19 protein-coding genes and 2 pseudogenes are annotated in these 25,930 nt (G+C 60.3%); 15 read left to right on the forward strand and 6 right to left on the reverse strand.

What is annotated here, in order from left to right; translation table 11 throughout:
* Positions 1-36 precede the first annotated feature (36 nt).
* From BLIN9172_RS02965 to BLIN9172_RS02985, 5 genes are all read left to right on the forward strand, one after another.
* Complete coding sequence (locus tag BLIN9172_RS02965) at positions 37-1,263, forward strand: PucR family transcriptional regulator (protein WP_170286852.1); 1,227 nt, start codon at positions 37-39, stop codon at positions 1,261-1,263.
* Positions 1,264-1,449: 186 nt separating this feature from the next.
* Complete coding sequence (locus tag BLIN9172_RS02970; protein WP_205751017.1) at positions 1,450-2,139, forward strand: aspartate/glutamate racemase family protein; 690 nt, start codon at positions 1,450-1,452, stop codon at positions 2,137-2,139.
* 117 nt (positions 2,140-2,256) lie between these two features.
* Positions 2,257-3,609 carry a purine-cytosine permease family protein gene (locus tag BLIN9172_RS02975; protein ID WP_101553758.1) on the forward strand — a complete coding sequence of 451 codons (1,353 nt, stop codon included), beginning with the start codon at positions 2,257-2,259 and terminating at the stop codon, positions 3,607-3,609.
* On the forward strand, positions 3,606-5,156 hold the full coding sequence (locus BLIN9172_RS02980; protein ID WP_101553759.1) for a hydantoinase/oxoprolinase N-terminal domain-containing protein: 1,551 nt from the start codon (positions 3,606-3,608) through the stop codon (positions 5,154-5,156). Before BLIN9172_RS02975 ends, BLIN9172_RS02980 begins: the two co-directional genes overlap by 4 nt.
* A 2-nt stretch (positions 5,157-5,158) precedes the next feature.
* Positions 5,159-6,259, forward strand: coding sequence for an S-methyl thiohydantoin desulfurase family protein (locus BLIN9172_RS02985; protein ID WP_101553804.1), 1,101 nt, complete (start codon positions 5,159-5,161; stop codon positions 6,257-6,259).
* A gap of 198 nt (positions 6,260-6,457) precedes the next feature.
* Here BLIN9172_RS02985 and BLIN9172_RS02990 read toward each other — a convergent pair whose 3' ends face one another.
* The gene (locus BLIN9172_RS02990) at positions 6,458-7,234 is read right to left on the reverse strand and encodes an IclR family transcriptional regulator (RefSeq protein ID WP_101553760.1); all 777 of its coding nucleotides are present in this window, start codon (positions 7,232-7,234) and stop codon (positions 6,458-6,460) included.
* A gap of 76 nt (positions 7,235-7,310) precedes the next feature.
* Between BLIN9172_RS02990 and BLIN9172_RS02995 the strand changes: the two genes are divergently transcribed.
* From BLIN9172_RS02995 to BLIN9172_RS03010, 4 genes are read left to right on the forward strand one after another with little or no spacing between them, the layout of a single operon-like run.
* Positions 7,311-8,291 (forward strand): 2-dehydro-3-deoxygalactonokinase, encoded by a 981-nt coding sequence (locus BLIN9172_RS02995; protein WP_170286853.1) that lies wholly within the window; start codon positions 7,311-7,313, stop codon positions 8,289-8,291.
* Complete coding sequence (locus BLIN9172_RS03000; RefSeq protein ID WP_101553762.1) at positions 8,284-8,898, forward strand: 2-dehydro-3-deoxy-6-phosphogalactonate aldolase; 615 nt, start codon at positions 8,284-8,286, stop codon at positions 8,896-8,898. Before BLIN9172_RS02995 ends, BLIN9172_RS03000 begins: the two co-directional genes overlap by 8 nt.
* Entirely contained in the window at positions 8,880-10,091 is a 1,212-nt protein-coding gene (gene dgoD, locus BLIN9172_RS03005) for a galactonate dehydratase (RefSeq protein ID WP_308297932.1), read from the forward strand. The genes BLIN9172_RS03000 and dgoD overlap by 19 nt, the downstream gene beginning before the upstream one ends.
* Positions 10,092-10,101: 10 nt before the next feature.
* Positions 10,102-11,406 (forward strand): MFS transporter, encoded by a 1,305-nt coding sequence (locus BLIN9172_RS03010; RefSeq protein ID WP_101553764.1) that lies wholly within the window; start codon positions 10,102-10,104, stop codon positions 11,404-11,406.
* 3 nt (positions 11,407-11,409) lie between these two features.
* Here BLIN9172_RS03010 and BLIN9172_RS03015 read toward each other — a convergent pair whose 3' ends face one another.
* Both BLIN9172_RS03015 and BLIN9172_RS03020 read right to left on the reverse strand, forming a co-directional pair.
* Entirely contained in the window at positions 11,410-12,102 is a 693-nt protein-coding gene (locus BLIN9172_RS03015) for a DUF6994 family protein (RefSeq protein ID WP_101553765.1), read from the reverse strand.
* Positions 12,103-12,310: 208 nt separating this feature from the next.
* The gene (locus BLIN9172_RS03020; RefSeq protein ID WP_101553766.1) at positions 12,311-15,022 is read right to left on the reverse strand and encodes a sigma-70 family RNA polymerase sigma factor; all 2,712 of its coding nucleotides are present in this window, start codon (positions 15,020-15,022) and stop codon (positions 12,311-12,313) included.
* Positions 15,023-15,315: 293 nt separating this feature from the next.
* Here BLIN9172_RS03020 and BLIN9172_RS18795 point away from each other — a divergent pair.
* From BLIN9172_RS18795 to BLIN9172_RS03045, 6 genes and pseudogenes are all read left to right on the forward strand, one after another.
* Positions 15,316-15,456 (forward strand): annotated as a pseudogene (locus BLIN9172_RS18795) (helix-turn-helix domain-containing protein); the annotation flags it as partial.
* A gap of 18 nt (positions 15,457-15,474) precedes the next feature.
* Complete coding sequence (locus BLIN9172_RS18425; protein ID WP_240811931.1) at positions 15,475-15,780, forward strand: nucleotidyltransferase family protein; 306 nt, start codon at positions 15,475-15,477, stop codon at positions 15,778-15,780.
* On the forward strand, positions 15,777-16,112 hold the full coding sequence (locus BLIN9172_RS03030; protein WP_101553768.1) for a HepT-like ribonuclease domain-containing protein: 336 nt from the start codon (positions 15,777-15,779) through the stop codon (positions 16,110-16,112). Before BLIN9172_RS18425 ends, BLIN9172_RS03030 begins: the two co-directional genes overlap by 4 nt.
* Before the next feature lie 158 nt (positions 16,113-16,270).
* On the forward strand, positions 16,271-18,064 hold the full coding sequence (locus tag BLIN9172_RS03035) for a GmrSD restriction endonuclease domain-containing protein (RefSeq protein ID WP_101553769.1): 1,794 nt from the start codon (positions 16,271-16,273) through the stop codon (positions 18,062-18,064).
* Between the two features lie 44 nt (positions 18,065-18,108).
* On the forward strand, positions 18,109-20,955 hold the full coding sequence (locus BLIN9172_RS03040; protein ID WP_101553770.1) for a PD-(D/E)XK nuclease family protein: 2,847 nt from the start codon (positions 18,109-18,111) through the stop codon (positions 20,953-20,955).
* Complete coding sequence (locus BLIN9172_RS03045) at positions 20,952-24,335, forward strand: UvrD-helicase domain-containing protein (RefSeq protein WP_101553771.1); 3,384 nt, start codon at positions 20,952-20,954, stop codon at positions 24,333-24,335. Before BLIN9172_RS03040 ends, BLIN9172_RS03045 begins: the two co-directional genes overlap by 4 nt.
* Positions 24,336-24,342: 7 nt before the next feature.
* Here the strand turns inward: BLIN9172_RS03045 and BLIN9172_RS03050 are convergent, their stop codons facing one another.
* From BLIN9172_RS03050 to BLIN9172_RS03060, 3 genes and pseudogenes are all read right to left on the reverse strand, one after another.
* Positions 24,343-25,068 (reverse strand): TY-Chap2 family putative peptide chaperone, encoded by a 726-nt coding sequence (locus BLIN9172_RS03050; protein WP_145997916.1) that lies wholly within the window; start codon positions 25,066-25,068, stop codon positions 24,343-24,345.
* Positions 25,069-25,147: 79 nt separating this feature from the next.
* A complete protein-coding gene (locus BLIN9172_RS03055) occupies positions 25,148-25,453 on the reverse strand; it encodes a hypothetical protein (RefSeq protein WP_101553773.1) in 306 nt (101 codons plus the stop codon).
* Positions 25,454-25,768: 315 nt separating this feature from the next.
* Positions 25,769-25,930, reverse strand: a pseudogene (locus BLIN9172_RS03060) (IS5/IS1182 family transposase); the annotation flags it as partial.

Here is a 25,930-nt window from a genome sequence, read left to right on the forward strand (position 1 = left end):
GCCGACGAGCAGCCGCCGCTCCTATCGACGGTCCGATTGGCCGACCGTTTGAGATTCCCGATCATGCAGACGAGGGAGGCGGACCCGGCGGTGGTGGTGCCGGAGTTGATCACGATGGCCCGGGCTCCTCTGTTGGTCGAGTCTGCGACTGCGGTGAAACTAACGCGACAACTGAGTTCACGGCGCACGGGGGAAGAAATCCTCTCAGCAGCGAATTCGGTGCTGCAGACGGACCTGGGCCTGGTCACCCCCGATGGGGCGAACATCCTCGGTGCGCATTTGATCCCCGACGATGCTCTGCACCTCGACCGGTCCGTCACCCAACGGGGCCGGAACACGCTGATACATCCCGTGCTCGACCCGGAGGATAACCGCCCGGCAGCCTGGCTGATTGCTCCTTTCAGCCAGTCATCGTCTGCGCGACTGAAGATCCTCGAGCTTGGACTGATGATCGTCGAACCGTTCCTTCGTTCGTGGCTGTTGACTCAACGGGCGAAGGCCGAGAGGAGTCAGGTGATCCGTGCTCAGCTGTTCTCTGAGATCGTGGCGGCCAGAGACACGATCAGCCGCGACTACGTCGAATCGGCTCTGTCTCTCGGCTGGCGCCTGCAGGACTGGCACACCGGCCTGCATATCCGGGCAGGAGACCAGATTGACGAATCGCAGTCGGCGACGAATCAACTGCGCAGCGAGCTGGCGCACCGGGGAATCACTGTCACCGCCAGTATCCCGCGCGGAGACGGCCACGTGATGTGGGTGACGACAGCGACTGAGCCGAGCGCCGACGATGGTCGCCAATTGCTGGGCAACCTGCGGCAGGCGGTGCTGCAGTTGGACAGCCGAGATGACGTCATCGCTGGAATCGGGCGACCGCGCAGAGGCCCAGGGGGCCTCTCTGACACTGTCCACGAGGCGCGGGACGCATGCGACTTGGCAGCCAGCCATAGTTTTCGTCCGGCAGTCGAACACGTCGACGAGTTGGGCGTTGCACGTCTCCTCGCCACATGGCAGCGCTCGGAAGTCACTCGAGCTTTCGCCGAGTCCGCGCTCGCCCCGCTCGTGGACGCACCGCACCTGATGAGAACATTTCAGACCTATCTGGAAAGCGGGGGTTCGACGGCCACGACAGCAAGTGTCCTGGGTATTCATCGCAACACCGTGGCCACTCGAATGCAACAGATCCGATCACGATTGGATACGGACCTCGATGAACCCAGCCAACGCTTGGCTTTTCAGCTCGCATGTCGCGCCCTTATGAGCTGAACTCGGAGCGATTGAGCTGATGGAGCGGAGCAGAGCACGCTGATCAAAGAACCAGACATTCCAGCGGCATGATATTGGGCACTGTGCACTGCCGCAGCGGCGTAGGAGGGCAATCTGCACCTAGCTCGGGTGGGCACGTGAGCCTAGCGTGATGAAAGGAACACGCAAACAAGCAAAGGAGAAACCATGCATATTCGAGTAATCGTTCCTCTCATCGGCAATAGCCTGCTGGACCACGTCATCGAGGAAGCTCAAATCTGGGTGGGGACCGAGACCACTGTCGACGCGGTATCGCTGACGCGAGGGACAGCCAGCATCGAATCCGAGTACGACGAGGCACTTGCCGCACCCGGAATCCTGGACCGCATCGCAGAGGCCAAGGCCGATGGAGTCGACGGAGTCTTCATCAGCTGCTTCGGCGATCCTGGCGTCCACGCGGCCCGAGAGGTCATTGACGTCCCGGTGGTGGGCGGATACGAACCGGCCATGCTCACCGCGATGAGCCTCGGCGAGAAGATCGGCATCGTCACGGTGCTGCCGAACGTCCTACCTATGCTGCACAGCCTCTCCCGCCGATACGGCATCGACAATCGCGTCGGTGCCATTCGCGTCATTGACCTGCCGGTGCTCGGTCTGGAGGATCGACAGGCGATGGTCGATCGTCTCTACGAGCAGTCACTCGCCGCCGTCGAATCGGATGGTGCCGATGTGTTAGTCCTCGGCTGCACGGGGATGCTGGGAGTAGCCCGGGACCTGATGGACAAACTTGCAGAAGCCGGCCACAAGTTCCAGTGGTCGACCCCACCGGTGCCGCGATCACGTGGCTTGAGGGCAATCACAGGCTGGGTGTCTTCCCGAGTCGAAGCACCTACATGACGCCACCGGAGAAAGAACGCTCGATTTGATCACCGGTCAGCTGGTGAATTACATCCTCCCACCCCACGTCCGCAAGGGGCACAGCATCACTGCTGATCATCAGAAAGAAAAACAGCTATGTCAAAGACAGCACCCCGGGATGCCGACGACTACTCGTTGAGCAGAGTCCCACGGTCCGCCCGCTACCACTGGTTCCTCATCGCGGTGCAGCGCTTCGGTCAGTTGTCCGCACTGTCACAGTTTCTCATCGGTGCCACACTCGGTTTCGGAATGTCATTCTGGAACGCATTCCTTGCCTTCACCTTCGGCGCTGTCATCCTGGAAGTGGTGACGATCTTCACCGGAATCATCGGCATGAAGCAGGGAATGAGCACCTCGGTGGTCACCCGGTGGACGGGATTCGGGACTGTGGGATCCGCAATCATCGGTCTTGCCATCGGCATCAGCGCCGTCGGCTGGTTCGGTATACAATCGGGGGTCTCTGCCGACGGCCTCGCCCTCATCATGCCCTTCCTTCCGAGCTGGGCCTGGTCGCTGATCTTCGGAATCCTCATCACCCTCGTTGTCGTGCGAGGCATCGGATCGATGCAGTGGATAGCGAATATCACGGTACCGATCTTCATGGTCCTCGTCGGATGGGCGGTGATCTCCGAACTGAGCTCTCATGCGATCTCCGATATGATCGCCGCCGCTCCGGCCGGAGAGCCGATCAGCCTCGTCGCCGGCACCACCATCGTGGCAGGCAGCTTCATGGTCGGCGCTGTCATCTGCCCTGACATGAGCCGGTTCAATCGCACCATCGGCGACGTCGTCAAACAGACTATCCTCGGATTCACTCTCGGCGAGTATGTCATCGGAATGTCCGGAGTTCTGCTCGCTCACGCCCTCAAAACCGCTGATATCACACAGATCATCATCTCCTCCGTCGGGTGGGTCGGCGTGCTCATCATTGTTCTAGGCACCTTCAAGATCAACGACTGGAACCTCTACAGCTCCGGCCTAGGCGTCGTGAACTTCATCGACACTGTTTTCGGACGGAAGATGAATCGCGCGGTTGTGACTGGAATCCTCGGCGTAGCCGGATCACTTCTGGCTGCTGCCGGCATTCTCGGCAAGCTTGTTGGGTTCCTGACTATCCTCGGAGTCGCCTTCCCACCGATCGCCGGGATCATGATCGCCGAGTACTTCTTTGTGAAGAAGTGGCGGAACGATCTCGAATCGACCAAGGGGGACGAGTTCCCTGCCGCAGCACCGCGATTTGTTCCGGTCACACTGATCATCTGGGCTGCAGCGTCGATCGGAGCGTACTTTGTGAATTGGGGGATTCCGTCGATCAATGCGGTGGCATCAGCTTTCCTCCTGTACCTCGCCCTAGGCAAATTGGGTCTCATCCGCGGCTACGGAACCCAACTGAACAACTCATCCGAGAACAAAGACACCAGCACACACCACTTGGAAGGTCAGGTATGAGAATCGGAATCGACGTCGGTGGAACGAACACCGATGCTGCGGCTCTGGACGGCACGACCGTTCTAGCAAGCGTCAAACAGACGACTAGTGAAGATGTGACGACCGGCATCGTGCAAGCACTGCGGTCGTTGAGCGCACAGCATGCTTTCGGCCCCGGTGAAGTCGAAGCGATCATGCTCGGCACCACACACTTCATCAATGCGCTCATCGAAGGCCGAGATCTGGCGCCCACTGCGGCGCTGCGCCTGGGGCTGCCCGCCACTGCATCATTGCCACCCATGGTGGGCTGGCCAGAGCGCCTGACGACCGCAACTCGCGGACAGTCGTATCTTGCCCATGGCGGGCACGAGTTTGATGGGCAGGAGATATCGCCTCTGCAGCCCGACGAGATTCGCCGGATCGCTCATAATATGGCAGCTGCGGGAGCTCGCTCTATTGCGATCTCCTCGGTGTTCTCGCCGATCAACGGCGAATTCGAGGAGAGCGCGGCAGAAATCATCCGCGCTGAACTGGGGGCGGACGTCGTGCTGTCTCTGTCGCACGAGATCGGACGTGTCGGTCTGCTCGAGCGGGAGAACGCGACGATCATCAACGCCGCGCTTCGAGAATTGGCCGACAGGATCATCGGGAGACTCGTCGAGGTGATTCAGGCCGAAGGATACGTCTGCCCGCTCTTCCTCAGCCAGAACGACGGAACATTGATGGACGTCGAGTACGCTCGGAAGTATCCGGTCGCAACGTTCGCCTCGGGCCCCACGAACTCGATGAGAGGCGCAGCGATCACATCGGGCTTGGAAACATGTGCAGTCGTCGACGTCGGCGGCACTACCTCGGACGTCGGGGTCCTCACCAACGGCTTTCCCCGCGAAGCGACCACAGTCGTCGACGTGGCGGGAGTGCGCACCAATTTCCGTATGCCTGATGTCCTGTCCATGGGAATCGGCGGCGGCTCGATCGTCGGCGATGGAACCATCGGTCCGGCCTCCGTCGGCTACCGTCTCACCTCCGAGGCGCTCGTCTTCGGCGGGTCCACCCTGACGGCAACCGACATCGCAGTAGCAGCTGGTTTCGTCGACCTGGGGGACACCTCTGCGGTGGCTCATCTGGATCGCGGGATGGTCAATGCCATGGTTGATCAGATCGGAACCCGAGTCGCGGACACTGTGGAGCGCATGCGCACGTCCTCGGCTCCTCTGCCGGTCGTGGCAGTCGGCGGCGGCTCGGTCATTTTGCCGAAGGTGCTGCCGGGCCTCGGCGAGATCCACCTGCCGCAGAACTCCGGAGTTGCCAACGCAATCGGAGCTGCGATCGCACAGGTCAGCGGCGAGGTCGACAGAGTCTATTCTCTGGCGACGCGAAGCCGTTCATCGGTTATCGATGAGGCGAAAGCTGAAGCGACGGAGAAGGCGATCGCGGCCGGTGCGTCGGCGGAGAACGTCGAGGTTGTCGAGTTCGATGAGTTCCCGATTCCGTATCTGCCGGGAAATGCGACGCGGATACGAGCCAAGGCAGTAGGAGATCTCGGTATCAAGGAGATGGCACGATGAGCATGACCGGAACTGACACAGTGAGCCCACAGACCCGCCAGATCCTGCCGGAGGACTGCCCGGACTTCGCAGCCGGCGCGGCAATCCTCGGCACCGGTGGTGGAGGCGACCCGCACATCGGCATGCTCATGGCTCAAGCCGCTTTGGACAAGCATGGTCCGGCCGACTTGGTGAAGCTCGAGGATGTTCCCGATGATGCCGTCGTCATTCCCGTCGCGATGATGGGAGCCCCGACCGTGATGGTCGAGAAGCTCGCATCGGCTGAGCAGTTCGTCGAATCGATTCGAGCCATCGCTAAGTACCTCGGTGTTGAGCCTACTCACATCGCCTGCATGGAAGCCGGCGGGGTCAACTCGATGATCCCGATGGCTGCGGCCGCTGAGCTCGGGCTGCCGCTGATCGACGCCGATGGCATGGGGAGAGCGTTCCCTGAACTCCAGATGGTGCTGGCAACCTTGAGCGGAGTCCAGGCCGCGCCGATGTCGATCAGTGACGAGAAGGGCAATACGATCGTCCTGGAAACTGTGAGCAACAAGTGGGCCGAGCGTTTGGCGCGTACAGCCACTGTGGAAATGGGATGTTCGACGATCGTCAGTCTCTACGCAATGACTGGCGAACAGGTGAAGGGTGCATTTGTGCCCGGAACGTTGAGCCTGTGCCGAGAACTCGGCGAGTGCATCTCCTATTCCCGCCATCATGCGGGTTCAGCGAAGGATGCTGTCATCGCACGCCTCGGGGCAGTGCAGATCGCCGAGGGCAAGATCAGTGACGTCGAACGCCGGACCACATCGGGATTCGCCCGTGGGAGAGCCGAATTGAGGACGGCGGATGGGCCTGTCGAGATTGAATTCCAGAACGAGAACCTTCTCGTTCGCCGAGGTGACGAGGTAGTGGCGACGACACCTGACCTGATCATCGGGCTCGACACCGATACCGGAGAGGCAATGACGACGGAGCAGCTGCGCTTCGGAACTCGTATCAGTCTCATTGTCGCGCCTGCCGATGAGCGCTGGCATTCAGAAGGCGGCCTGGAACTGGCCGGTCCTCGCTACTTCGGATACGACACCGATCCGGTCCGACCGATTGAGTTCACTCAGTCATGATTTGATTGCGCTGCTCGAAATGAAACGAATTCATCCTCGTTGTCTCTGGAACTTCGCCTGGCTAAGCGCCAGTCCACGACGGTGATTCGAAAGCGCGGGGCAGGTCGCCGACAGGCAGGAGCAGGCACTCTGCACTGCGGCGACCGCCCCGCATTTCGCGGGGCCTCTATTGAAAGCTCTTCGGCATCGCTTCGGGTTCTACCCCTGCCGGAACCCCAACTTCACCGAGATCTCCTTCGCTGCCGCCTTCATCACCGGCACCAACGCCTGCATCCGATCCTTCGGCATGAACGGGCGTGTCGCCGACAGTGAAATGCCGGCGACGATGTCGCCACTGCCGTCCCGAACCGGAGCAGCCACACACCGGATCCCCGGCTCATTCTCCTCGAGATCGAGCGAGGCTCCGTCGCGGGTGTAGCCCTGCATCCGCTTGACGAATGCATCCACCGCAGCGGAGTCCGCACCAGGGTTCTCTGCAACGAACAAACGCTCCCACCGGTCATCCTGTCCCAGCAGCAGCGCCTTGCCGACACCGGTGCGCGTCATCGGCATCCGATGGCCGATCTGTGAACGCATCTCGGCCCCGCGGGTACCCGGGATCTTATGGAGATAGAGCACCGACTCACCATCCTCGACCGAGAGATGGATTGTGTCCTGAGTTCGTTCAGCCAACGCCTCCAAGCTCTCCCTGGCCACCACCGGCAGCGGATCCTGATTGAGCGCGGTGAAACCATACTCGATCAGCGTCGGCCCGAGCCGAAACTCTCCCGGCGACCCATGTCGCAGATAGCCCATCTGCACCAACAGTTGGATCATCCTGTGCGCACTCGACCGACCGATGCCAGTCGATTCGACAATCGACTTCAGAGTCGTCGAGCCATGAGCCACGGCGCTGACGATCTGTAACCCCCTGGCCAGGGTCTGAGTGCCCTGCGGAATGGCTGCGCCAGCAACGGTTCCAGAATCCTCGATCATCACCCCAGTATGTCATCTATCCCACATATAGGGACATTAGTGGCGCATGATGGAACGCGTGCCCATAGTGGCTCTTATGGCAAAACTGGCACCACCCGCGGCCCCGCAGATGATCGGGCTCGACTGGGGGACGAGCTCGCTGAGAGCCTTCCTCATCGGCAGCGATGGACAAGTCCTCGCAGAACGCAATGGTTCCGACGGCATCATGGCCGTCAGCTCCGACACCACAGACCTCCGCGGCGACTTCTCCCGGATCGCTGATGCCGCGGTTGGCGACTGGCTCACCACCTACGGCCCCCTGCCGATGCTCGCCTGCGGAATGATCGGCTCAACACAAGGCGTCGCCGAGGCAGGCTACCTCGAATTGCCCACCGACCTCAGCGACATGGGCGGGGAACTGACGACGGTCGAACTGACGACCGGTGACCTCCACATCGTCCCCGGCCTGCAGAAAGCTCCGACCGAGGCGACTCCTCCCGACGTCATCCGTGGGGAAGAGACCCAACTGCTCGGCCTCCTGGGCGAAGAAGAGAACGAACCCAGCATGGTGATCCTGCCCGGCACCCACACCAAGTGGGTGAGCTGCCAAGGACAACGCGTCACCGACTTCACCACCTCGATGAGCGGAGAGCTCTTTGGCCTGCTCAGCACCTCATCAATCCTCAGCCGCCTCGCCAAACCCACCGCCGGCTTCCACTCCGAGGCCTTCGACTGGGGACTGAACGTCGGAGGAGACAACCCCGCCGCATTGACGTCCTCAATCTTCTCCGCCCGAACCTGGGCTCTCGACGGGCGTCTGCGTGCCGAAGAAGTCAACGACTACCTCTCGGGAATGCTCATCGGCGCCGAGGTGGCCCACCAGCTCACCGTGGTTGCCGAGTCGAGCGCCCCCGTCATCGTCTGCGGAACCACAGATCTGACAAAGCGCTACACCCGCGCACTGCACCGAGCAGGCCGAGAGACGATCAACGCGAATCCGCGCGCTGCGGCCACCGGTCTCTTCCGCATCGCCGAACAATCCGGCCTCGTCCCGACCAAGGAGTATTCCCATGTCTGACACTGTTCCCTCCGGCCTCATCGCCATTCTCCGCGGTGTCCGCCCCGACGAAGTCCTCGACATCGCCGAGGGCATCGTCGCCGCCGGGTTCTCTGCCATCGAGGTTCCGCTCAACTCGCCCGACCCCCTCGACTCGATCGCCGCGCTGGCCGAACGGTTCGGCAACGACCTGGAGATCGGTGCCGGCACCGTGCTCACCGCCGACCAGGTCCGCGACTGCAAGCGAGCCGGTGCCCGCATCATCGTCGCACCCGACACAGATGCTGAAGTCATCCGAACCGCGCTCGGGATGGGCCTCACCCCCTACCCGGGAGCCGCGACACCGACCGAGGCGTTCGCAGCCATCAAGGCCGGTGCCACCAAGGTCAAACTCTTCCCCTCCTCGGCGATGGGGATCAGCGGAATGAAGGCCTGGAGCGAGGTGCTGCCTGTTGGCACCGAACTCTTCCCCGTCGGGGGAGTAGGAGCCGACAACGCCGCCGAATGGCGAAAGGCTGGCGCAGCCGGCCTCGGCCTCGGTTCTTCCCTCTATCGCCGAGGCGACCGCCCCGATGACGTACGCGTGCGAGCCGAGGCGATCGCCTCGGCGTGGGTGCACACCAACTGAACACCGCTCCATCACCGTCAACACCTGAACGAAAGGCCAGACCAATGAAGATCACGTCGATGACGACGTACACAGTGCCGCCTCGGTGGCTGTTCCTCAAGATCGAAACCGATGAAGGAATCGTGGGATGGGGCGAACCCATCATCGAAGGCAAGGCAGCCACCGTGGCCGCCGCCGTTGATGAGCTCTCCGACCTGCTCATCGGCGAGGATCCGGCGAACATCGAGGACCTGTGGACGATCATGTACCGCGGTGGCTTCTACCGCGGTGGCCCCATCCTCATGAGTGCGATCTCCGGAATCGATCAGGCGCTATGGGACATCAAGGGCAAGGTACTCGGTCAGCCTGTGCATCAGCTGCTCGGCGGGAAGGTGCGGGATCGAATCCGCACGTACTCGTGGATCGGCGGAGACCGTCCAGGCGACACCGCGGCAGCCGCACTCGAGACGAAGAACCGCGGCTTCACCGCCGTGAAGATGAACGCCACCGAGGAAATGCAGTTCATCGACTCCTTTACCAAGGTCGACCAGGTCATCGAGAACGTCCAGGCGATCCGGGAGGCCACCGGCGACGATTTTGGCATCGGTGTCGACTTCCATGGTCGCGTGCACAAGCCGATGGCCAAGGTCCTCATCAAAGAACTCGAACCCTACCGGCTGCTCTTCATCGAAGAACCGGTGCTCTCCGAACACTTCGGCTCACTGCGCGACGTCATGGCGAACACACCGACACCGATCGCGCTGGGGGAGAGACTCTTCTCTCGGTGGGACTTCCGTGAGGTGATCGCCTCCGGTGCCGTCGACATCATCCAGCCGGATGTCTCCCACGCCGGCGGCATCACAGAGACGCGGAAGATTGCGATGATGGCCGAAGCCTACGATGTGGCACTCGCACTGCACTGCCCGCTGGGGCCGATCGCACTCGCCTCCTGCCTGCAGGTCGATGCCGGCAGCTACAACGCCTTCATTCAAGAACAGAGCCTAGGCATCCACTACAACACGAGCAACGACCTGCTCGACTACGTCACCGACCCGTCAGTGTTCAACTACGACGACGGCATGATCGACATCCCGTCCGGACCGGGTCTCGGCATCGAGGTCAACGAAGAGTACGTCATCGAGCGCTCCGCAGAAGGACACCGGTGGCGCAACCCGACCTGGCGCCACACCGACGGCTCCTTCGCGGAGTGGTGAGGAGAGACCAATGACAAAGCTCGACCACCTCACGGTCACCAAACCGACCCGAATCCGCTACATCATCGCGGTTCTGCTCTTCATCACCGTCGTCATCAACTACATGGACAGGGCAAACCTGTCCATTGCGATGCCGGCATTGTCTCAGGAATTCGATCTGACGACCGGGCAGCAGGGTATCTTGCTCTCGGCGTTCGGGTGGACTTATGCTGCGATGCAGTTGCCCGGCGGGTGGCTCGTCGACCGAGTCCGGCCGCGAGTCCTCTACGCGTCTTGCCTCGTGCTGTGGTCGCTCGCTACGTTGTTCATGGGAATGTCCGGCGGCTTCATCGCTCTCATCATTCTGCGGCTCATGGTCGGCGGGTTCGAGGCGCCCGCGTATCCGATCAACAACAAGGTCGCGACCGCGTGGTTCCCGGAGCGTGAACGCGGGCGAGTCATCGCTTTCTATACCTCGGGTCAGTTCATCGGACTGGCGCTGCTCACCCCTGTGCTGTCGTGGCTGCAGACGGTGCTCACCTGGCACTGGGTGTTCATTCTCACCGGTGTTGTCGGCATCATCTGGGCGGCGATCTGGTGGTTCGTCTACCGTGAGCCGCGCGATAAGGCCGGCGTAAACCAGGCCGAGGTCAACCTCATCGCCTCCGGCGGGGGACTTGTCGACGTCGAAAGCGGCGTGAAGAAGGCAGCGAAGCCGAAGCTCAAGTGGTCCGACGTCAAGGTCGTGCTGACGCGGCGGAAGCTGTGGGGCATCTACCTGGGCCAATTCTGTCTGACGTCGACACTGTGGTTCTTCCTCACATGGTTCCCGACCTACCTCGTCGACTACCGGGGAATGGACTACATCGAATCTGGCTTCATGGCATCGTTGCCGTTCATCGCCGCCCTCGTTGGTGTCCTGCTCTCCGGATGGGTTTCCGACCTCATGGTCAAGAGGGGCCTGTCGCTGGGTACGGCGCGGAAACTGCCGATCATCATCGGCCTGGCGATGACAGTGTTCATGCTCGGCGCGAATTACACGGACTCCTCGGCTTGGGTCATCGTCTTCATGTCGATCGCGTTCTTCGGCAATGGGTTCGCTTCGATCACCTGGTCGCTGGTGTCTGCGCTTGCACCTGAGCGACTGTTGGGTCTGACAGGAGGCATGTTCAACTTCATCGACAACCTCTCGTCGATTGCAACACCGATCGTCATCGGCTTCCTCGTCACCGACATCGACTTCGCCCCGGCGTTCGTCTACATGGCCGCAGTCACCATTGCCGGTGTGCTGTCTTACGTGTTCCTCGTCGGGAAGGTTGAACGCGTCGAGGAGTAGGTATTACTCCAGACTCCGGGCGATCCGACGGTTGCGGGCTTCAATAAACTCATTGTTCGCCTGCAGATAGTCGATGAGATCGCCCGGAGTCTTCGGCACAGCCGGGGTGGAGAAATCATCAAATCGATGTAGAAACCTGATCTGCGAAGTCTGGCTGTCCCAGAGGTCATCGAGGAGGAAGAACTCGACGTACTCCGGGAAGCTCGAGAACAGTTCGAAGAAGTCGGCGTATCTCTGCAGCGCGGTTGCCAAAGGGCTCGCTTCACCGAGATAGTGACGACGGATGCATTCGAGAGTGAGGTCGAAGCGGTCCGCGATGCGCGGGTGGAACCCCCTTGCACCATTGATTGTGGAAGCGCCATCAATGCGATTGCCGGGAAAGATGATCGCGCTGCCGATCGTATAGCCGAGATCAGGCGGCAACGATTCAGACGGAATCTCTTTCAAAACCTTGGCGGCGCGGCCCTTCAGCCGTGTCGTGATCGCATCACTGGACAGAGCGAATCGCCCGAGACTTGACTCGTGGAGAAGATAGGCGTTCTCACCTTGAGTCAGTGTGAAGGTATGACCTGTGGGCAGTTGCTTGCTCCAGAGCCTCCGGTGATATTCGCGCAGTGTGGGGCTCAGCAGATCAGCGTCTTTTCCCGGAGGAGTGTCGGTGCGGAAATCGAATCCGACGTCAATCGTAGTTTCCATATCTGAGCGACCAGCCTCCAAATCGGTTACCGGGTCAGTGAGAACGGCGTCAAGTCTATCGGGAACTCGGCCTGATCGTCTGATTCGTCCCAGGTCAATGTGCGCACTTTTCGCCTGAGGAGGAACGTAGTGAACCAAAGAGCCGCAAATGATTGCTGACGGCTGGTACCGCTGCCCCTCGGAGACGAGCCTTCAGCCTTTGTCCACACTATTTGTCACACTCAGCCGGTTGTGGGTCCTCTGCTCCGGTCTGGAGCGTCGAATGGCTGGTCAGAGTTGCCGTCGTCGAACTCTTCGGTGCAGGCAAGCTGACCTCAGCGAAGAATGAGTGGGCCTCGAACTTTTCCTTGAGCTTCTCAAGTGATTTCTTCTCCAATTGACGGATGCGCTCACGTGTCACCGCGAATCGGTTGCCAATGGCATCTAGGGTTTGAGGTGGTTCGCCATTCCACCCGAATCGACGACGAATGATCTCCGCTTCACGTGCAGGCAGACTGTCGACGACGGAGTTGACGGTCTCCAGCAGCTCCCCATCCACGATCTTCGTCTCAGGGTCGTCAGTGAATACGTCCGGATCGGCAATGCGGTCGTCGAACGACATCAGGCTCTCGGCATAGTGTCCGTCCCACTGGAGTTCGAGGTAACCCTCCAGAGAGACCGGCTGCATCCGGAGTGCCTGCTCGACTTTCGAATGATCATGGTCGCAAGCGGCACGGGACTCATCATCCCGCATGCAATTCCAGAATTCTGAAGCCTTCTCAAAGAGGTGGATTGGGAGGCGAATTGTCTTGGCAGTGTCCCCGATCCCGCGGTCAATTCCTTGACGAATCCACCAGGTAGCGTAGGTGGAGAACTTGTTGCCCTTGGTGTAGTCGAATTTCTGGACCGCTCGGACAAGACCCAGATTGCCTTCTTGGATGAGATCAAGGAGGTCGAGTTTGCTGCGGTTGAACCTTTTGGCAATCGACACGACCAACCTCAGATTGGACGTCACCATCTCCTCATAGGCGGCGGCTCCGTCGGCCTTAACCCACTCGAGTGCCCTGCGTTCACGCCTGGTCTGATATTGCCCAAGGCTGAGCACGTGCTTCGCGTACATGCCAGCTTCGATACGTTTGGCGACTTCGACTTCCTCAGCGGCGCTGAGCAGCGGATATTGGCCGATCTGTTTGAGGTAGACACCGAGGAGGTCGTCAGTATCTGTGACACTGCGCAGAAGCTCCTGAGGTTCGTCGTCGTCCGCGTCCTTGACGAGGACAATCTTCTTCGATGCGGGCTGCTCATCTGCGCCGCTCTGATCGGGGAGGTCCTCGGCGAGCAGAGGTGGTGGAACGAAATTCTCGACCGTCGGACCGACGGGCGGGGACGGCTCTGACGCAGAGCGGCTACCGGGAGCTTCCGGCGGCGCAATCGGTGCTTCAGGCACCAGGCCCCTCAAGAATTTCCGCAGCTCGCGTATCTGCGTTTCGGTGAAATCCGCAATCCGTCGGGCGGACGGGACAACTGCTCCGAACTGTTGATCGCGATTTCTAGTCTCGTCTTCAATCGTGTTGATCGCATACAGAACGACAAATCGTCCGTGTCGTCCGTCGTCCTTGCGTCGGATGATACGCCCAAGACGCTGAATGGTCTGGCGAGGCTGCTTGCTGCCGGAGAGCACAACTGCAAGATCCGAATCGGGGACATCGATGCCCTCGTCGAGGATGCGCGGAGCACACAGAACCTTCGCGAAACCGTTGGCGAACTGCTGCATGGCCCCGCGACGCTCGTGCGGCTTCGACGCCGACGACACAGCCTTGGTCTCAATTCCCGCTCGCTGAAGCACATGCGCGGCCTGGCTCGATGAATCGACTGTCTGCGAGAAGATGAGACTTCCCTTGGACTCGGCGATCACAGGCGCGATTCCCTCGAGGATCTTCATCTTGTTCTTCGCGTTGGTGAGCACCTGCTGTCGCTTCACGACCGCGTCCAGATACTTCCGGGCCATGAACACAATCGGAGAAGGATCATTCTTCTTCTTGGCGAGCGTTTGGATGGCGACCATGAATTGGTCGAACGAAGCCTCCTGAAGATTCAGCTTGTTCTTCAGGGACATGCCGAGTTTGCTGATCGCTGAGCTTGCGATCTGATATTCGCCGCGTTCTGAGTCGGTCAAACCGATTCCGACAAACGCAATGTCGAATTCGGCGATCACGCCGTCGCGTAGGGCGCGCTCGTACCACATCTGAAAGACGACGCCACCGAAATAGGGGTCGAGAACGGCTGTATTCGCTTTGTCCGGCCTCTGATAGGTCGCGGTCAGACCGAGACGGTAGCGGAAGTCGGACCGCAGAGCCTTCGAAAATGACCTCGCTGCGTACCGGTGGCACTCGTCTGCAATGAGCAGACCGTCCGAATGCTCTTTCAGCAGCTCCGCTCGAGTCGCCGAATTGATGATGGCCACGAGAATGTCGCAAGCGCCGAGGGAATCTCGCCGCCCGTTCCCGAGCGTACCGACATCTGCCTGGGGCAGGGTCTCCATCAGACGGCGTTGCCATTGTGACTGCAATTCCGCAGTCGGGACCAGAACAAGCACTTTGATGCCCTGGCGGAACGCCTCAAACGCCGCGGTGATGCCGATCATCGTCTTGCCCGCCCCGGTCACGGCTTCGACGACACCTCGGCACTCTGACTGATGCCATGCGTCGAGGGCTTCCGCCTGCCAGGTCCACAGATGCGGATTGACTTCACTGCTGGGCCGGGAAGACACGATTCTGACGAAGTGGTCCTCGGTCCGAGGCGCCCGTACAACTGCATCGACTGACCCCACTGCGGGACCCGCGAGGTTCTCAGCAGCCACGGCGGCGCTGGGGTCATCGGAACTGCGGGCAGGGCTGATCAACGTACGGACAGGAGCCGGGTGAACAGAACGAGAAGTCATCGTTGTCTCCTTTGTGAAGTGCTCGAAACAACAGTAGACGTCGGTACTGACATAGGGTTTCCGGCTGCGACGTCTCGGCACGTGGAGGAGCCCATCTGCTCCAATTCGGCTGTTGATCGCAGCCGCCGGGTCCGCTTCCGCCTGCGTCTGAGGACGTTTCAAACTATTTGAGGAGGCTCAGCTCTCTCGCGCTGATAGACAGTCCCGGCAGATCGTGGAGGTGGACTTTCTGCCGAGCCCGGCAGCCCTTATTGCGGATACGCTATAGTGTTGCTATGTCGAGAGCCAGTGCGATGATCCGTCGGGCCCGCGTAGACGCGGGTCTGACCCAATCTGTGCTGGCGGAACGATCAGGGGTCGCGCAAAGCGTCATCAGCTCGTACGAAAAAGGGCGACGTGAGCCATCAGCCTCAGCATTGGACGTCCTGCTGACGGCGGCGGGATTCCGTCTCGTGGTTGAACCCGAACCGGAATCACTGCACAAGGTCCGAACCCACTCCGCCGAGCTCATCGCGAAGCTCGCCGAACTCGGAGGCCACAATATCTCCGTGTTCGGCAGCGTGGCGCGTGGCGATGATCGACCCGACAGTGACGTGGATCTGCTCATTGACATCGACGATTCGGTCGGCCTCTTCAAGCTGATGAAGATGCGCTCTGTCGCGGAGCGCATCCTGGGGAGAGAAGTCGACCTCATTCCCCGCAACGGGCTCAAGGCTTCAGTGTCAGAAACGGCGCTGCTCGATGAGGTTCCGCTGTGACACGTGACCCGAAGTTGCGGCTGCTCGACATGCTTTCCGCCTGTGAGGCCATCACAAGCTATCTGCAACGTGTTGGTTCGGACGAAGACATGATGTTTGACGCGATCAGAGTCCGACTGATCGAAATCGGCGAAGCAGCGAAAGACGTGCCTCAGTCTGTGTTCGCCGGCGAGCCTTCGATTCCGTGGGCTGAAATTATCCGAATGCGCGATTCGCTAGCGCATCGATACTTCGACACATCAAGGACGATCATCTGGGTGACAGCCCGAGACGACATCCCCGAACTGGAAGCAGCCGTTCGCAGGATCGTCGCACAGTACAGCATTAGCTGACGCCGAGGCAGTACGGTACACCGTATCCGTTGCGTCTGCGAAGGTCAGGTTGGTGTGCGTCTGAATCTGTCTCCTGCTGTGGGATCTTCTCGGCAGCGACTGTTGTAGTCTGAGGGCGATGCGGCAGACGCGTATCGAGGATGAGAGAAGGGTGCAACGTGGCCAAATATACGGTGCGGCAGGAACAGGTCGATACGCTGCTCAGCTGGGTCAAAAGTGGGCAGATCGCGATCCCGGAGCTGCAGCGTCCGTTCGTATGGTCGTCAACCAAAGTCAGAGATCTGCTCGACTCCCTCTACAACGGGTACCCTGTCGGCTACCTCATCACCTGGCAGAGCCAGGATGTCGGATTGAAAGACGGTTCGACTTCTGGGTTCAAACAGATCCTCATCGATGGCCAACAGCGCATTACGGCAATGACCGCTGCCCTCGTCGGCCATGAAGTCGTCGATAAGAACTATGCGAAGAAGCGAATCAAGATCGCGTTCAATCCCCAGACCGAGAAGTTCGAGACGCTGACTCCGTTCCTCGACCGTGATGACGCATGGGTCTCGGACATCGCGGAATTTATGAGTTCATCGGCAACGACATTCGGCTCGATCAACCACTACCTTTCGCGGAATCCCGAGGCAGACGAAACGTCAGTGGTGAAGGCGTTTGAGAAGCTGGCCGGCATTCACAATTCCCAGGTCGGCATCATCACGCTGGCTGACGACCTCGATATCAACACGGTCACAGAGATCTTCATTCGCATTAATTCGAAAGGGGTGACACTCTCAGGCGCTGACTTCGCGATGAGCAAGATCTCCAGCCACGGCGAATTCGGGTCCAATCTGCGGAAGCTGATCGACTATTTCTGCCACTTGGCCAAACACCCCCACGCCTACACTGAGATCGCGCAGAACGATCAGACATTTGCCGAATCTGGCTATTTGGACAAGATTGCCTGGCTCCGCAATGACACGTCGGACCTGTACGACCCGGACTATACCGATGTCATTCGAGTTGCCGGACTGCGCGGCTTTGGCCGGGGCCGGATGTCGTCCTTGGTCAGCTTGCTGTCGGGCCGTGACTTCGACACGCGGACCTTCAGCGACGAACTTGGCCGGCGGTCGTTCGAAACACTTGAGAAAGTGCTCCTCGAAATCGTCAACCAGTACAGCTATCAGCAGTTTCTGCTCACCATCAAATCGTCTGGCTTCACCGTTGCGAAGATGATCAGCTCCAAGAACGCCCTCAACTTCGCCTACGCGCTGTTTATCCAGTTGAAGGCCGGAGGCACCTTGACCGACGGAGAGGTCAAGTCGATCGTTCGACGATGGTTCGTCATGTCGATGCTCACTGGAAGGTACTCGGGGTCGTTCGAAACCCGCTTCGAAGCAGACATCCGCAAGATCGCAGAGACGGGCGCCGTTGCTCTCTTGGACGAGATCGAACGGGGACAACTCACCGATGGATTCTGGAATGTGGAGCTGCCGTCGAACATGATCACCACGAGCACCCGCAGCCCCTACTTCAACACGTTCAGAGCCGCACAGATCCACAAGAACGCCAAAGGCTTCCTGTCCAAGCACATCACCGTGCGCCAGATGACCGAGGAAAGTGGAGACATCCACCATCTGGTCCCGAAGAACTACCTCGTCAGATCTGGAATCACAGACCGAAATCAGTACAACCAGATCGCGAACTTCGCGATCACCGAAACGCCTGTGAACATCGCTATTCAAGATTCTGAACCAGCGTCGTACATCGAACGAGTCGACCAACAGATCCAGTCGGGGAACCTGACTCTCGGCGAAATCGCCACTGAAACTGAACTCGAAGCGTCGTTCGCAGAGAACGCGGTCCCTCAGTCTCTTCGAACCACCTCCGCTGAGAACTATTCGCATTTCCTCAACGAGCGTCGGGCGCTGATGTCACAGTACATCCGGGATTACTACTTCGCTCTGTGAAGAAACTGCAATGAGCCGTGGATGGGCTGAGGGAAGGACCACACATGCGCATCGTCTTCGGATGGAACCTCGATCGGGCACCGTGGTCGACCGATACGACGGGAACGACAGTCGTCACAGGCCCGCTCGGCTTGCTCGGCATCCTCCAGACTCGATTGGGCACGACCCGACCCACCATCGACCGCCCCATTCGCATCGCTCAATACCGGTCGTTGCTGGCACAAGCTGACCATCCTTGGTATCGCCGGTCGTTCGCTAACGACCCCTGGAACACCGCCCACCATCTGCTCGAGCTGCGCGACGACGCGATCGAGGCTGGTTGGAAACCGGCCAATGACGGCCAGGATTACTCCGCAGACCCTCGACTCGACGCCTTGGCTACAGTCGAAAGTCTCGTCGTGATCGGTCCGCCACATGACACCGCCGCAACGCTTGCGCCCGGTCGTGCAGACGACGTGCGCGAATCTCTCGAGTTGCTCCGGCTATACGGAGCTAGTTGGCCGCTCGGAATCGATTCGATCGAACTGCGTGACAAGAGGGATACTCTCCCGCAGGTGTGGCAGGACATCCTCGGCGCGGTAGAAGCTGCAGGCGTGACCGTCACGGAGTCCGCAGCACCAACGGAAACGCCGCAACTCACCATCGTGCGCGGCCCCGATACCTGGTCCACCGCCGAGGCGGCCGCCCGGTACCTCGCAAATGTGAACGACCGAGAGCGCATCTGCATCATCGCCGGCGATGCCACCGCTGTCCTCGACCAACAGCTGGCACGACGACAGGCGCCGACGCTCGGAATCGCCGACTCCAACGCGGCAAATCCGTCCGCACAGATACTCCCTGTTTTCCTCGGCGCTGTCTTGCCCCCGACCGATATCCGTAGAGTCGCCGAGTTCCTGCATCTCTCGTTCGGCACAAATTACGCAACTTCCCCCGCCACGTCGCTCGTTCCGCAGGGAGTGTCGTCGGTGCTCCTGCAAGCCTTCACCCAAGAACCGGGTATCTCCAACGATCCTGAGTCCGCGTGGATGCGCGCTCTCGACCAGTTGAAGAGCCGAACAGCCGAGAATTCCGAAATCGCCACCCGAGCGTGGGAAACCGCGCAAGCACTTGACGGTTTCCTGCGTACCAGGCCGCCAGCGATCGACTCAGAAGAGCTCGACCTCGCCTCCCTCAACCCCGCATTGGACTGGTTGGCTACACGCCTGCGCAGACTGAACGGCAACCGCACCGCTGACACAGCACAGGACGACACCACCGCATTGATCGCCGAGGCGGCCACCCACCTCGCGTCCTTCCGCGCCGCAATCACCCGGCTCGGTACGAATTCCATCCGAGTCCGCGAGCTCTTCGACATCGCAGAATCCAGTGCACCGACTGCGACCCGTTCCGACGCCCACGCCCAAGCCGCCGACTGGACGGTCGTCACCAGCCCCGCAGAAGTCCCGGAAGACACGGACACCGTCGTCTGGTGGTGTTCACAGCGCTCAGCCACCTCGGCGAACGAGACCTGGGACTCAGCCGAATTCGACGCATTGGCGCAGTCAGAAGTCCGGATCTCCACCTCAACCGAGAAGGAACGACTGAGGCAAGCCGCCGAACTCGATGGTCTCCGCACCGCTGTAAACCTCACCTGCTTCTGCCCCGAGACCAGCCGAGGCGAACCGGTGACCCTCCACCCAGTGCTCGCTCGACTGGCAGAAGACATCGCCGCTGCAGATGGCGACCGCTTTCCAAACGCATCGGTCGACACAGTGCTCTCCGATCCGATGATCGCTCTTTCCGTCGCGGATCTCATCACAGACGAGACATGGCAACTGAATGACGTCGCCATTCCGACGTCGACGGCCAGCCTCGAAGAGTTCACCGCCCCGAACAGAATCTCGCGCGTACTCGAAGGCGACTTCCGCCACCTCCTGCCCGAGACCCTGTCCTTCAGCCAGATCGACCAGTTGCTCTCCGACCCGTTGGGCTGGACACTCGAACGCGGCCTCGGCCTCAGCCGCGGGTTCACTTTCGACATCCCCACAGACAACCGCATGATCGGCAACTTGGTTCACGCCGTAGTCGAACACCTCATGCAGACGAACGACACCGACACCTCGCTGACCACCCCCGCCGACATCGCTAAGACCTTCGACCGGCTCGTCCCACGGTTCGCTTCCGAGCTGCTCCTGCCGGGGCAATTGGCACGCAATAACACGATCAGATCCACAGCAATGGCATCGTTGGTCCACCTGTTCACCACGCTCAGGGACCGTGGCATCACGATCGTCGGTGCTGAAACCGGCTTCGACCACGACTGGGTACTGACCGTCGCCGGCGAAGAACTCACCGTTCAGCTGCGAGGACAACGCGACCTCGAAGGCGCTTTCGACGACAGACGACCCGCAATCATCGACCTCAAATGGGCGAACTATGAGAAGCGCTATCGGACGATGATCGATGACGGCGAAGCCGTCCAGTTGAGCGTCTACTCTCACACCATCGACTCCCCGACTGGCGCCAACCCACTCACCTCGTACTTCATGCTCAAACAAGGACGATTCATCTCAACCGACTCCGGTCTCGACGAGAACTACAACGGGGGAGCGGCCGACATCTTCGACGAGGACGGCAACGGGCTCGGTGGCGATCCCGCAGGACTATGGCCGCTCATCCAAGCCTCGATCGAGCACACACTCTCGGCCATCGCCACCGGCCGCTTCGATTCCCTGAACGCAGACGTCCATGCGGAATTCGGCGTCAACCCCCAAGCGAAGAACACACAGGTCGACAAAGCGCTCAAGACCATCAAAACGGATGAGCTGGATGAGGGCCGTCTCTTTGTGGCCAAGAACCAGTCGTACAGCAACTTCAACCTCATCTACGGCATCGCGGGGGACCACTCATGAGCGTTCACGTCATCACCGCCTCGGCGGGCTCGGGAAAGACCTACCGACTGACGGAAGTGCTCTCCGAACGACTGTCGCAGACAACAGACGACGGCCAACCCGTCCTTCGCGCAAGCGAAGTCATCGCCACCACCTTCACCGTCCGCGCCGCGGCCGACCTCGTCGAAAAGACGCAGAAGCGACTCCTCGATGACGGGAACATCACCGCCGCCGAGGAGATCAGCACCGCACTCATCGGCACCATCAACTCGATGTCCGGTCGCCTCGTCACTGAATACGCCATCGACGCGGGGTTCTCACCAGAGCTGCGTGTGCTCGACGAACAGGAACAGGCGATCGTCTTCACCACGGCCGTCGACGCGGTTGTTGCCGAAGCTGAAGCCACTCACCGCGATCTGCTCGTCCGCACCGGTCATAACGGCAGTCCCGCTGATTCGAACTCGTTCGGCCACGGACCCGTTGTCTGGTCGGACCTGGTCAGATCCGTCGCCGAGGCGGCCCGGGCGAACCACCTCGGCGAGGCCGAACTGCGAGCATCGGCACGCGTTTCGGCTGAGCTCTTCCTCTCAGCTCTTCCTGCCGCTGGGGGAGACGGACGGCAGAAGTGGCGTGACAGGTTGGCCGGCGACATCGAGCAGCTGCGCGACGCGCTGCGAGTCTTCCAGAACGGCGAGGAACCTCCGTCTGAGAGACCGAAGGTGACGAAGACCAACGAAGGCAACGTCGAAGGCAGCCTCGTGACCTTGGACCGTTTCCTCAGTGGACTCGAGAACGGCGCCGAGGAGGCTGTTCCGTTCGCGCGGGTCCCGTGGTCGACATGGGCGAAGGTGGCAGAGCGGAAGTACACGGCCGTGCCAGGTGGGAAGGCGCCCGGAGCAGTGCCCAAACAGGTTCTCGATGAGTCGAGCGCTCGCCTCGTGTCTGAAGAGCTCCTCGCCAACAGTGCCTTCCACTCTGACATCGAGGCACTGATCACCCTCGTCATTGACACAGCGATCGCGTCACTGTCGGCTTATGAGGAACATAAGAACACTCTCGGGGTGATGGATTTCGTCGACCAGGAGGTTCGCGCCCTTGACCTGCTGCGCACGAACGAACGAGTCAGGGCATCGATCGCCTCTCGCTACCGACTGCTTGCCGTCGATGAGTTCCAAGACTCGTCTCCCATCCAACTGGCGATCTTTATGGAGCTCGCCGACCTCGTCGACGAAGTCATCTGGGTGGGCGACCGCAAACAGGCTATCTACGGCTTCCGCGGGGCGGACCCCGAGCTGATGAACGATGTCTTTTCGGCACTCATCGACGGAAAGACAGAACTGGGCAAGGCCACTTCGGAGAACCTCGGCGCGTCCTGGCGCTCGACCGAACCGGCTCTCGAACTGTCGAATACTCTCTTCAGCTCGGTCTTCGCCGACCAGAAGGAAGACGAGGTTGTGCTGAGCATCCCGCCACAGCGTGAACACCTGCGCCACATCGGCAGCCGCGAACTCTGGGTACCGACCACGACAGCCGGCGGAACTCGATCCGCGGACACGCGGATGGGTAAAGCCATTGCCACGGGAGTTGAAGACTTTCTGCAACGCTCGCCTCAATTGTCCGACGGCGAAGTCAAACAGGGTGATATCGCTGTCCTCGTTCGCACGAACTCTCAAGTCTCCCGGGTCGTCTCTGAACTTCGCGAACGCGGCATCCGCGCAGTGGGGTCGACCAGCGATCTGCTTTCAACCAGGGAAGGACAGTTCGTTGCCGCCGGTTTGGCCGCGGTCGTCGACCGGGACGACGCTGTGGCGCTCGCCGAACTCGTCACTCTCATGCCCGACCACGGCAGCCACGACACATGGTTCGAAAATGCGGCACGGATCGTCGACAAGAAAGAACGGCGTGACCAGCCTCGGACGTGGTGGGATGATCCGGCGCTGGCTGCCCTGTCGGAACTGGCGCTCAATGCCGCTCATCACTCACCGGTCGACCTGCTGCTGAGCATCATCGATGCCCTCGACCTGCCGCAGCGGATCAAATCGTGGACAACACCGGAGAACCGTCTGGCAACGCTTGATTCCCTGTGCCAGATCGCCGGTGAATATGCGGACGCTGCGGAACAGACGCGTTCGCCGGTCACTCCAGCAGGCCTGCTCGATCACCTCACCGAGGCGGCCGGATCCTATGAGCAGACGACGGCCCATGACGCCGTGCTCGTGACGACGATGCACCAGTCGAAGGGTCTGCAGTGGCCAGTTGTCATTGTCGGTGTACCGGTAGATAAGGACTATGGGCACAGAGAGATCACCGTGGAGAAGGCATCTGTCTTCGACGCGCGGTACCCCTTGGCGAATCGTGCTCTGCGCTTCCTGCCTCGCGTGCTCAAAGACTATGAGCCGTTGAAGGACCGGTTGGGGCGTCTGGATGCGGTCAGTCGTGCAGGCCAGGCAGAAAAGGATGAGACGGCACGGCTTCTCTATGTTGCGCTTACTCGGGCTGAGACGCACAGCATTGTGGCGTTCGGGGATCCCAAGGGGGCGGACAATGTTCTCAATAGGTCTGTCGCTGAGGGTCTGGTCGAATGGGAGCAGCCGACAATCACTGATCGATCAGTGAGCGCGGTCGACGAGAACGGAATCCTGCGCATCGCCGACCGGCGCAGCGACGAAAGAAGGGCTACAACCGAGTTGCCGATTCGGATCAGTGCCCTCCCGATCGACATCGAAGACGGCCCAACGGCTGATTCGACTGGTTTACCTCGATCGTTCTACGCTCGCTCAGACACTCCAGTCCGCAGCACGACTCCCGTTGAAACCACGTTGCCGGCCCGGTTCACCGCGAGCAGTGTGCCGTCCAACGGGGTCGAAGCAGAGGTGGAGATCCTCGCCGAACTGGGGGAGCCGCTGGTGGCCAAAGGCGGAAAGGACTGGGATCGCGTCGGTGACGCCGTACACGCCTACCTGGGATTGCCTCTCTCGACGCTGACCGCTGAGCTGAAGCGCACAGCTGCCGAGCGGATCCTCTCACGTTGGGATTCTGACAGTGTGCTGAATGCGGATGTGCTCATCGAAGTCGGTAAACGCTGGACCGAATGGGTGGAGACGACGTACCCCGGCGCCGAGGTGGCCACCGAGTCCCCGATCGCGTGGCGCAACGATGATGCGCAGGTGATGGAAGGATGGATCGACGCGCGAATTCTGCTGCCAACTGGCGAGCACATCCTCGTCGACCACAAGTCGTATCCCGGAACCGACCCGGTGGGTCATATCCGCGAGAAGTACCTCGGGCAGATGGCCACCTACCGTCAGGCCTTGCAGAAGACCGACGGCACCGCCCCCAAACAGGTGCTCATCCACCTGCCCCTGCTGGGAGCAGTTGCCGAGGTGCGTCTAACTGACTGACTGGCGCCTACGAGGTGAGGAGTTTCCGAACTTCCATGGCGGTGGGCAGAATATCCCGCTTGTTCGCGTTGTAGATCTTCATGAGATTGACGGGTTCTGCATTTGGGCGATGGAGAGTTCCGTCGATTTGGAGAAGGCCGAGGCACTTTCCGTCGCGCAGCACGCCCCAGAAATCATATCGAGGAACGTTGGCCTTCCAGCCCAGTGGGCGGGATTGGCGAAGCGCAATCTGAGCCGACTCGATCCCCTCAAAATAGGGACGTTCGCTATCACTGTACATTCCACTGGAGTCGAGCTTTCCATTTCGGATGTCCCAGTACTCTGCCTCGTTCAGCGCGAAGAGCAACAGGTGGTAGATAGCTCTGCAGGTAAGCGTCTTGGATGTGGTTACAGGGGTTTGAGAAGGTGGCCGCAAACCAGCGGCATCTTCAAGGAATCTCGGAATCCGACGTCGGTCTTCCTGCTCGAGCTCGGTAGACCACTCGACTGGGTGGCGGATGTCCCATCGGGTCGAATCGAACCAGGACGGTGTCGCCGAGTGGATGTGGATGCGCCCGTTACGATTCAGATCGATGTCCAGCTTCGCAGAACCCTCGTTGCTGAGGACAGATAGGCAGTCATACAGACCTCCTCCGGGGTGGGTCTCGATCAGTTCAAGTTCCGGATGGCGGCGAATCAGCTCCGACGCAACCCACCACGACTGCAGGAACACCATTCGTTCTCGTACGTTCATCGAGAGGATCCGTCCTTATTGGTACAGGTGACTGTGGGAAACGTCGGCACGCGCCGGCAACGGATAATCTACCCGTGTTTCAATCGACGATCTCCCAATCACCATCGGTATAAAGGTCGCGGCATGATTCGGAGTCGTCGATGTCGAGCTTGGGATAGATATATGGACGAAGCCGATCCAAATTCAGTGTGCCATCGGCCTCAGAGAGTGCATCAGAGAACGCGATACCTGACTTCAGTATCGGCGACAGCAGAAGCTCATCATCTCCAAGGACGGGCCCGTCCTCGGAGAATGTGCTTTTGAGCCAACGGCCATCATGCCGAGCGTAGACGTTGCCGAGCTGGCTGAAGTAGAAGATGCCCTGTACCGGAATGCCAGGACACATTCGAAATCCAAACCGAATTTTGACCGCCGCTTCGTCTCCAGCTCCGCCATGACCACCCGCGCTCCGTCCGTGAAACTGTCAATCACGACGCCCTCAGGAGCTGCAGCCCGATAGTCATCGATCGTGGCCGTCGACAGTGTGAGGATTGTCAGGCTGTCGTCTTCGAATCCGAAGAACCAGATGATCGATCCGTCATCGCTGGCGCGCATGCTCATGCCGTCGCTCATCACCGTTCGGCCCAGCTCGGATCCGTCCTGGAAGATCAGATGACGGCCGACTTGCTCGAGACGATAACCCCACGTCCACTGTGGAGACCTAGGGCGTGTCTGATAAATGCTGTAACCAGGCGATGACGCCGTTGAGAACTACAGCGGCTCGGTAGACGATGCCGAGTTTGTCATAACGAGTGGCCAGTCCTCGCCACTGCTTCAAACGGGCGTATCCACGCTCGATCACGTTGCGGCCCTTGTACTTGAT

This window comes from Brevibacterium linens ATCC 9172 (assembly GCF_900169165.1).
Taxonomy (GTDB): Bacteria; Actinomycetota; Actinomycetes; order Actinomycetales; family Brevibacteriaceae; genus Brevibacterium; species Brevibacterium linens.

What these genes read in the sequence shown, in the direction of transcription:
- BLIN9172_RS03045 (WP_101553771.1), top strand. Translation starts at nt 20,952, where the DNA reads ATGAGCGTTCACGTCATCACCGCCTCGGCGGGCTCGGGAAAGACCTAC.
- BLIN9172_RS03050 (WP_145997916.1), bottom strand. Translation starts at nt 25,068, where the DNA reads ATGAACGTACGAGAACGAATGGTGTTCCTGCAGTCGTGGTGGGTTGCG.
- BLIN9172_RS02990 (WP_101553760.1), bottom strand. Translation starts at nt 7,234, where the DNA reads ATGATCGAGGATTCTGGAACCGTTGCTGGCGCAGCCATTCCGCAGGGC.
- BLIN9172_RS03055 (WP_101553773.1), bottom strand. Translation starts at nt 25,453, where the DNA reads ATGTGTCCTGGCATTCCGGTACAGGGCATCTTCTACTTCAGCCAGCTC.
- BLIN9172_RS02995 (WP_170286853.1), top strand. Translation starts at nt 7,311, where the DNA reads ATGGCAAAACTGGCACCACCCGCGGCCCCGCAGATGATCGGGCTCGAC.
- BLIN9172_RS03015 (WP_101553765.1), bottom strand. Translation starts at nt 12,102, where the DNA reads ATGGAAACTACGATTGACGTCGGATTCGATTTCCGCACCGACACTCCT.
- BLIN9172_RS02980 (WP_101553759.1), top strand. Translation starts at nt 3,606, where the DNA reads ATGAGAATCGGAATCGACGTCGGTGGAACGAACACCGATGCTGCGGCT.
- BLIN9172_RS03040 (WP_101553770.1), top strand. Translation starts at nt 18,109, where the DNA reads ATGCGCATCGTCTTCGGATGGAACCTCGATCGGGCACCGTGGTCGACC.
- BLIN9172_RS02985 (WP_101553804.1), top strand. Translation starts at nt 5,159, where the DNA reads ATGACCGGAACTGACACAGTGAGCCCACAGACCCGCCAGATCCTGCCG.
- BLIN9172_RS03020 (WP_101553766.1), bottom strand. Translation starts at nt 15,022, where the DNA reads ATGACTTCTCGTTCTGTTCACCCGGCTCCTGTCCGTACGTTGATCAGC.
- BLIN9172_RS02975 (WP_101553758.1), top strand. Translation starts at nt 2,257, where the DNA reads ATGTCAAAGACAGCACCCCGGGATGCCGACGACTACTCGTTGAGCAGA.
- BLIN9172_RS03000 (WP_101553762.1), top strand. Translation starts at nt 8,284, where the DNA reads ATGTCTGACACTGTTCCCTCCGGCCTCATCGCCATTCTCCGCGGTGTC.
- BLIN9172_RS03010 (WP_101553764.1), top strand. Translation starts at nt 10,102, where the DNA reads ATGACAAAGCTCGACCACCTCACGGTCACCAAACCGACCCGAATCCGC.
- BLIN9172_RS02970 (WP_205751017.1), top strand. Translation starts at nt 1,450, where the DNA reads ATGCATATTCGAGTAATCGTTCCTCTCATCGGCAATAGCCTGCTGGAC.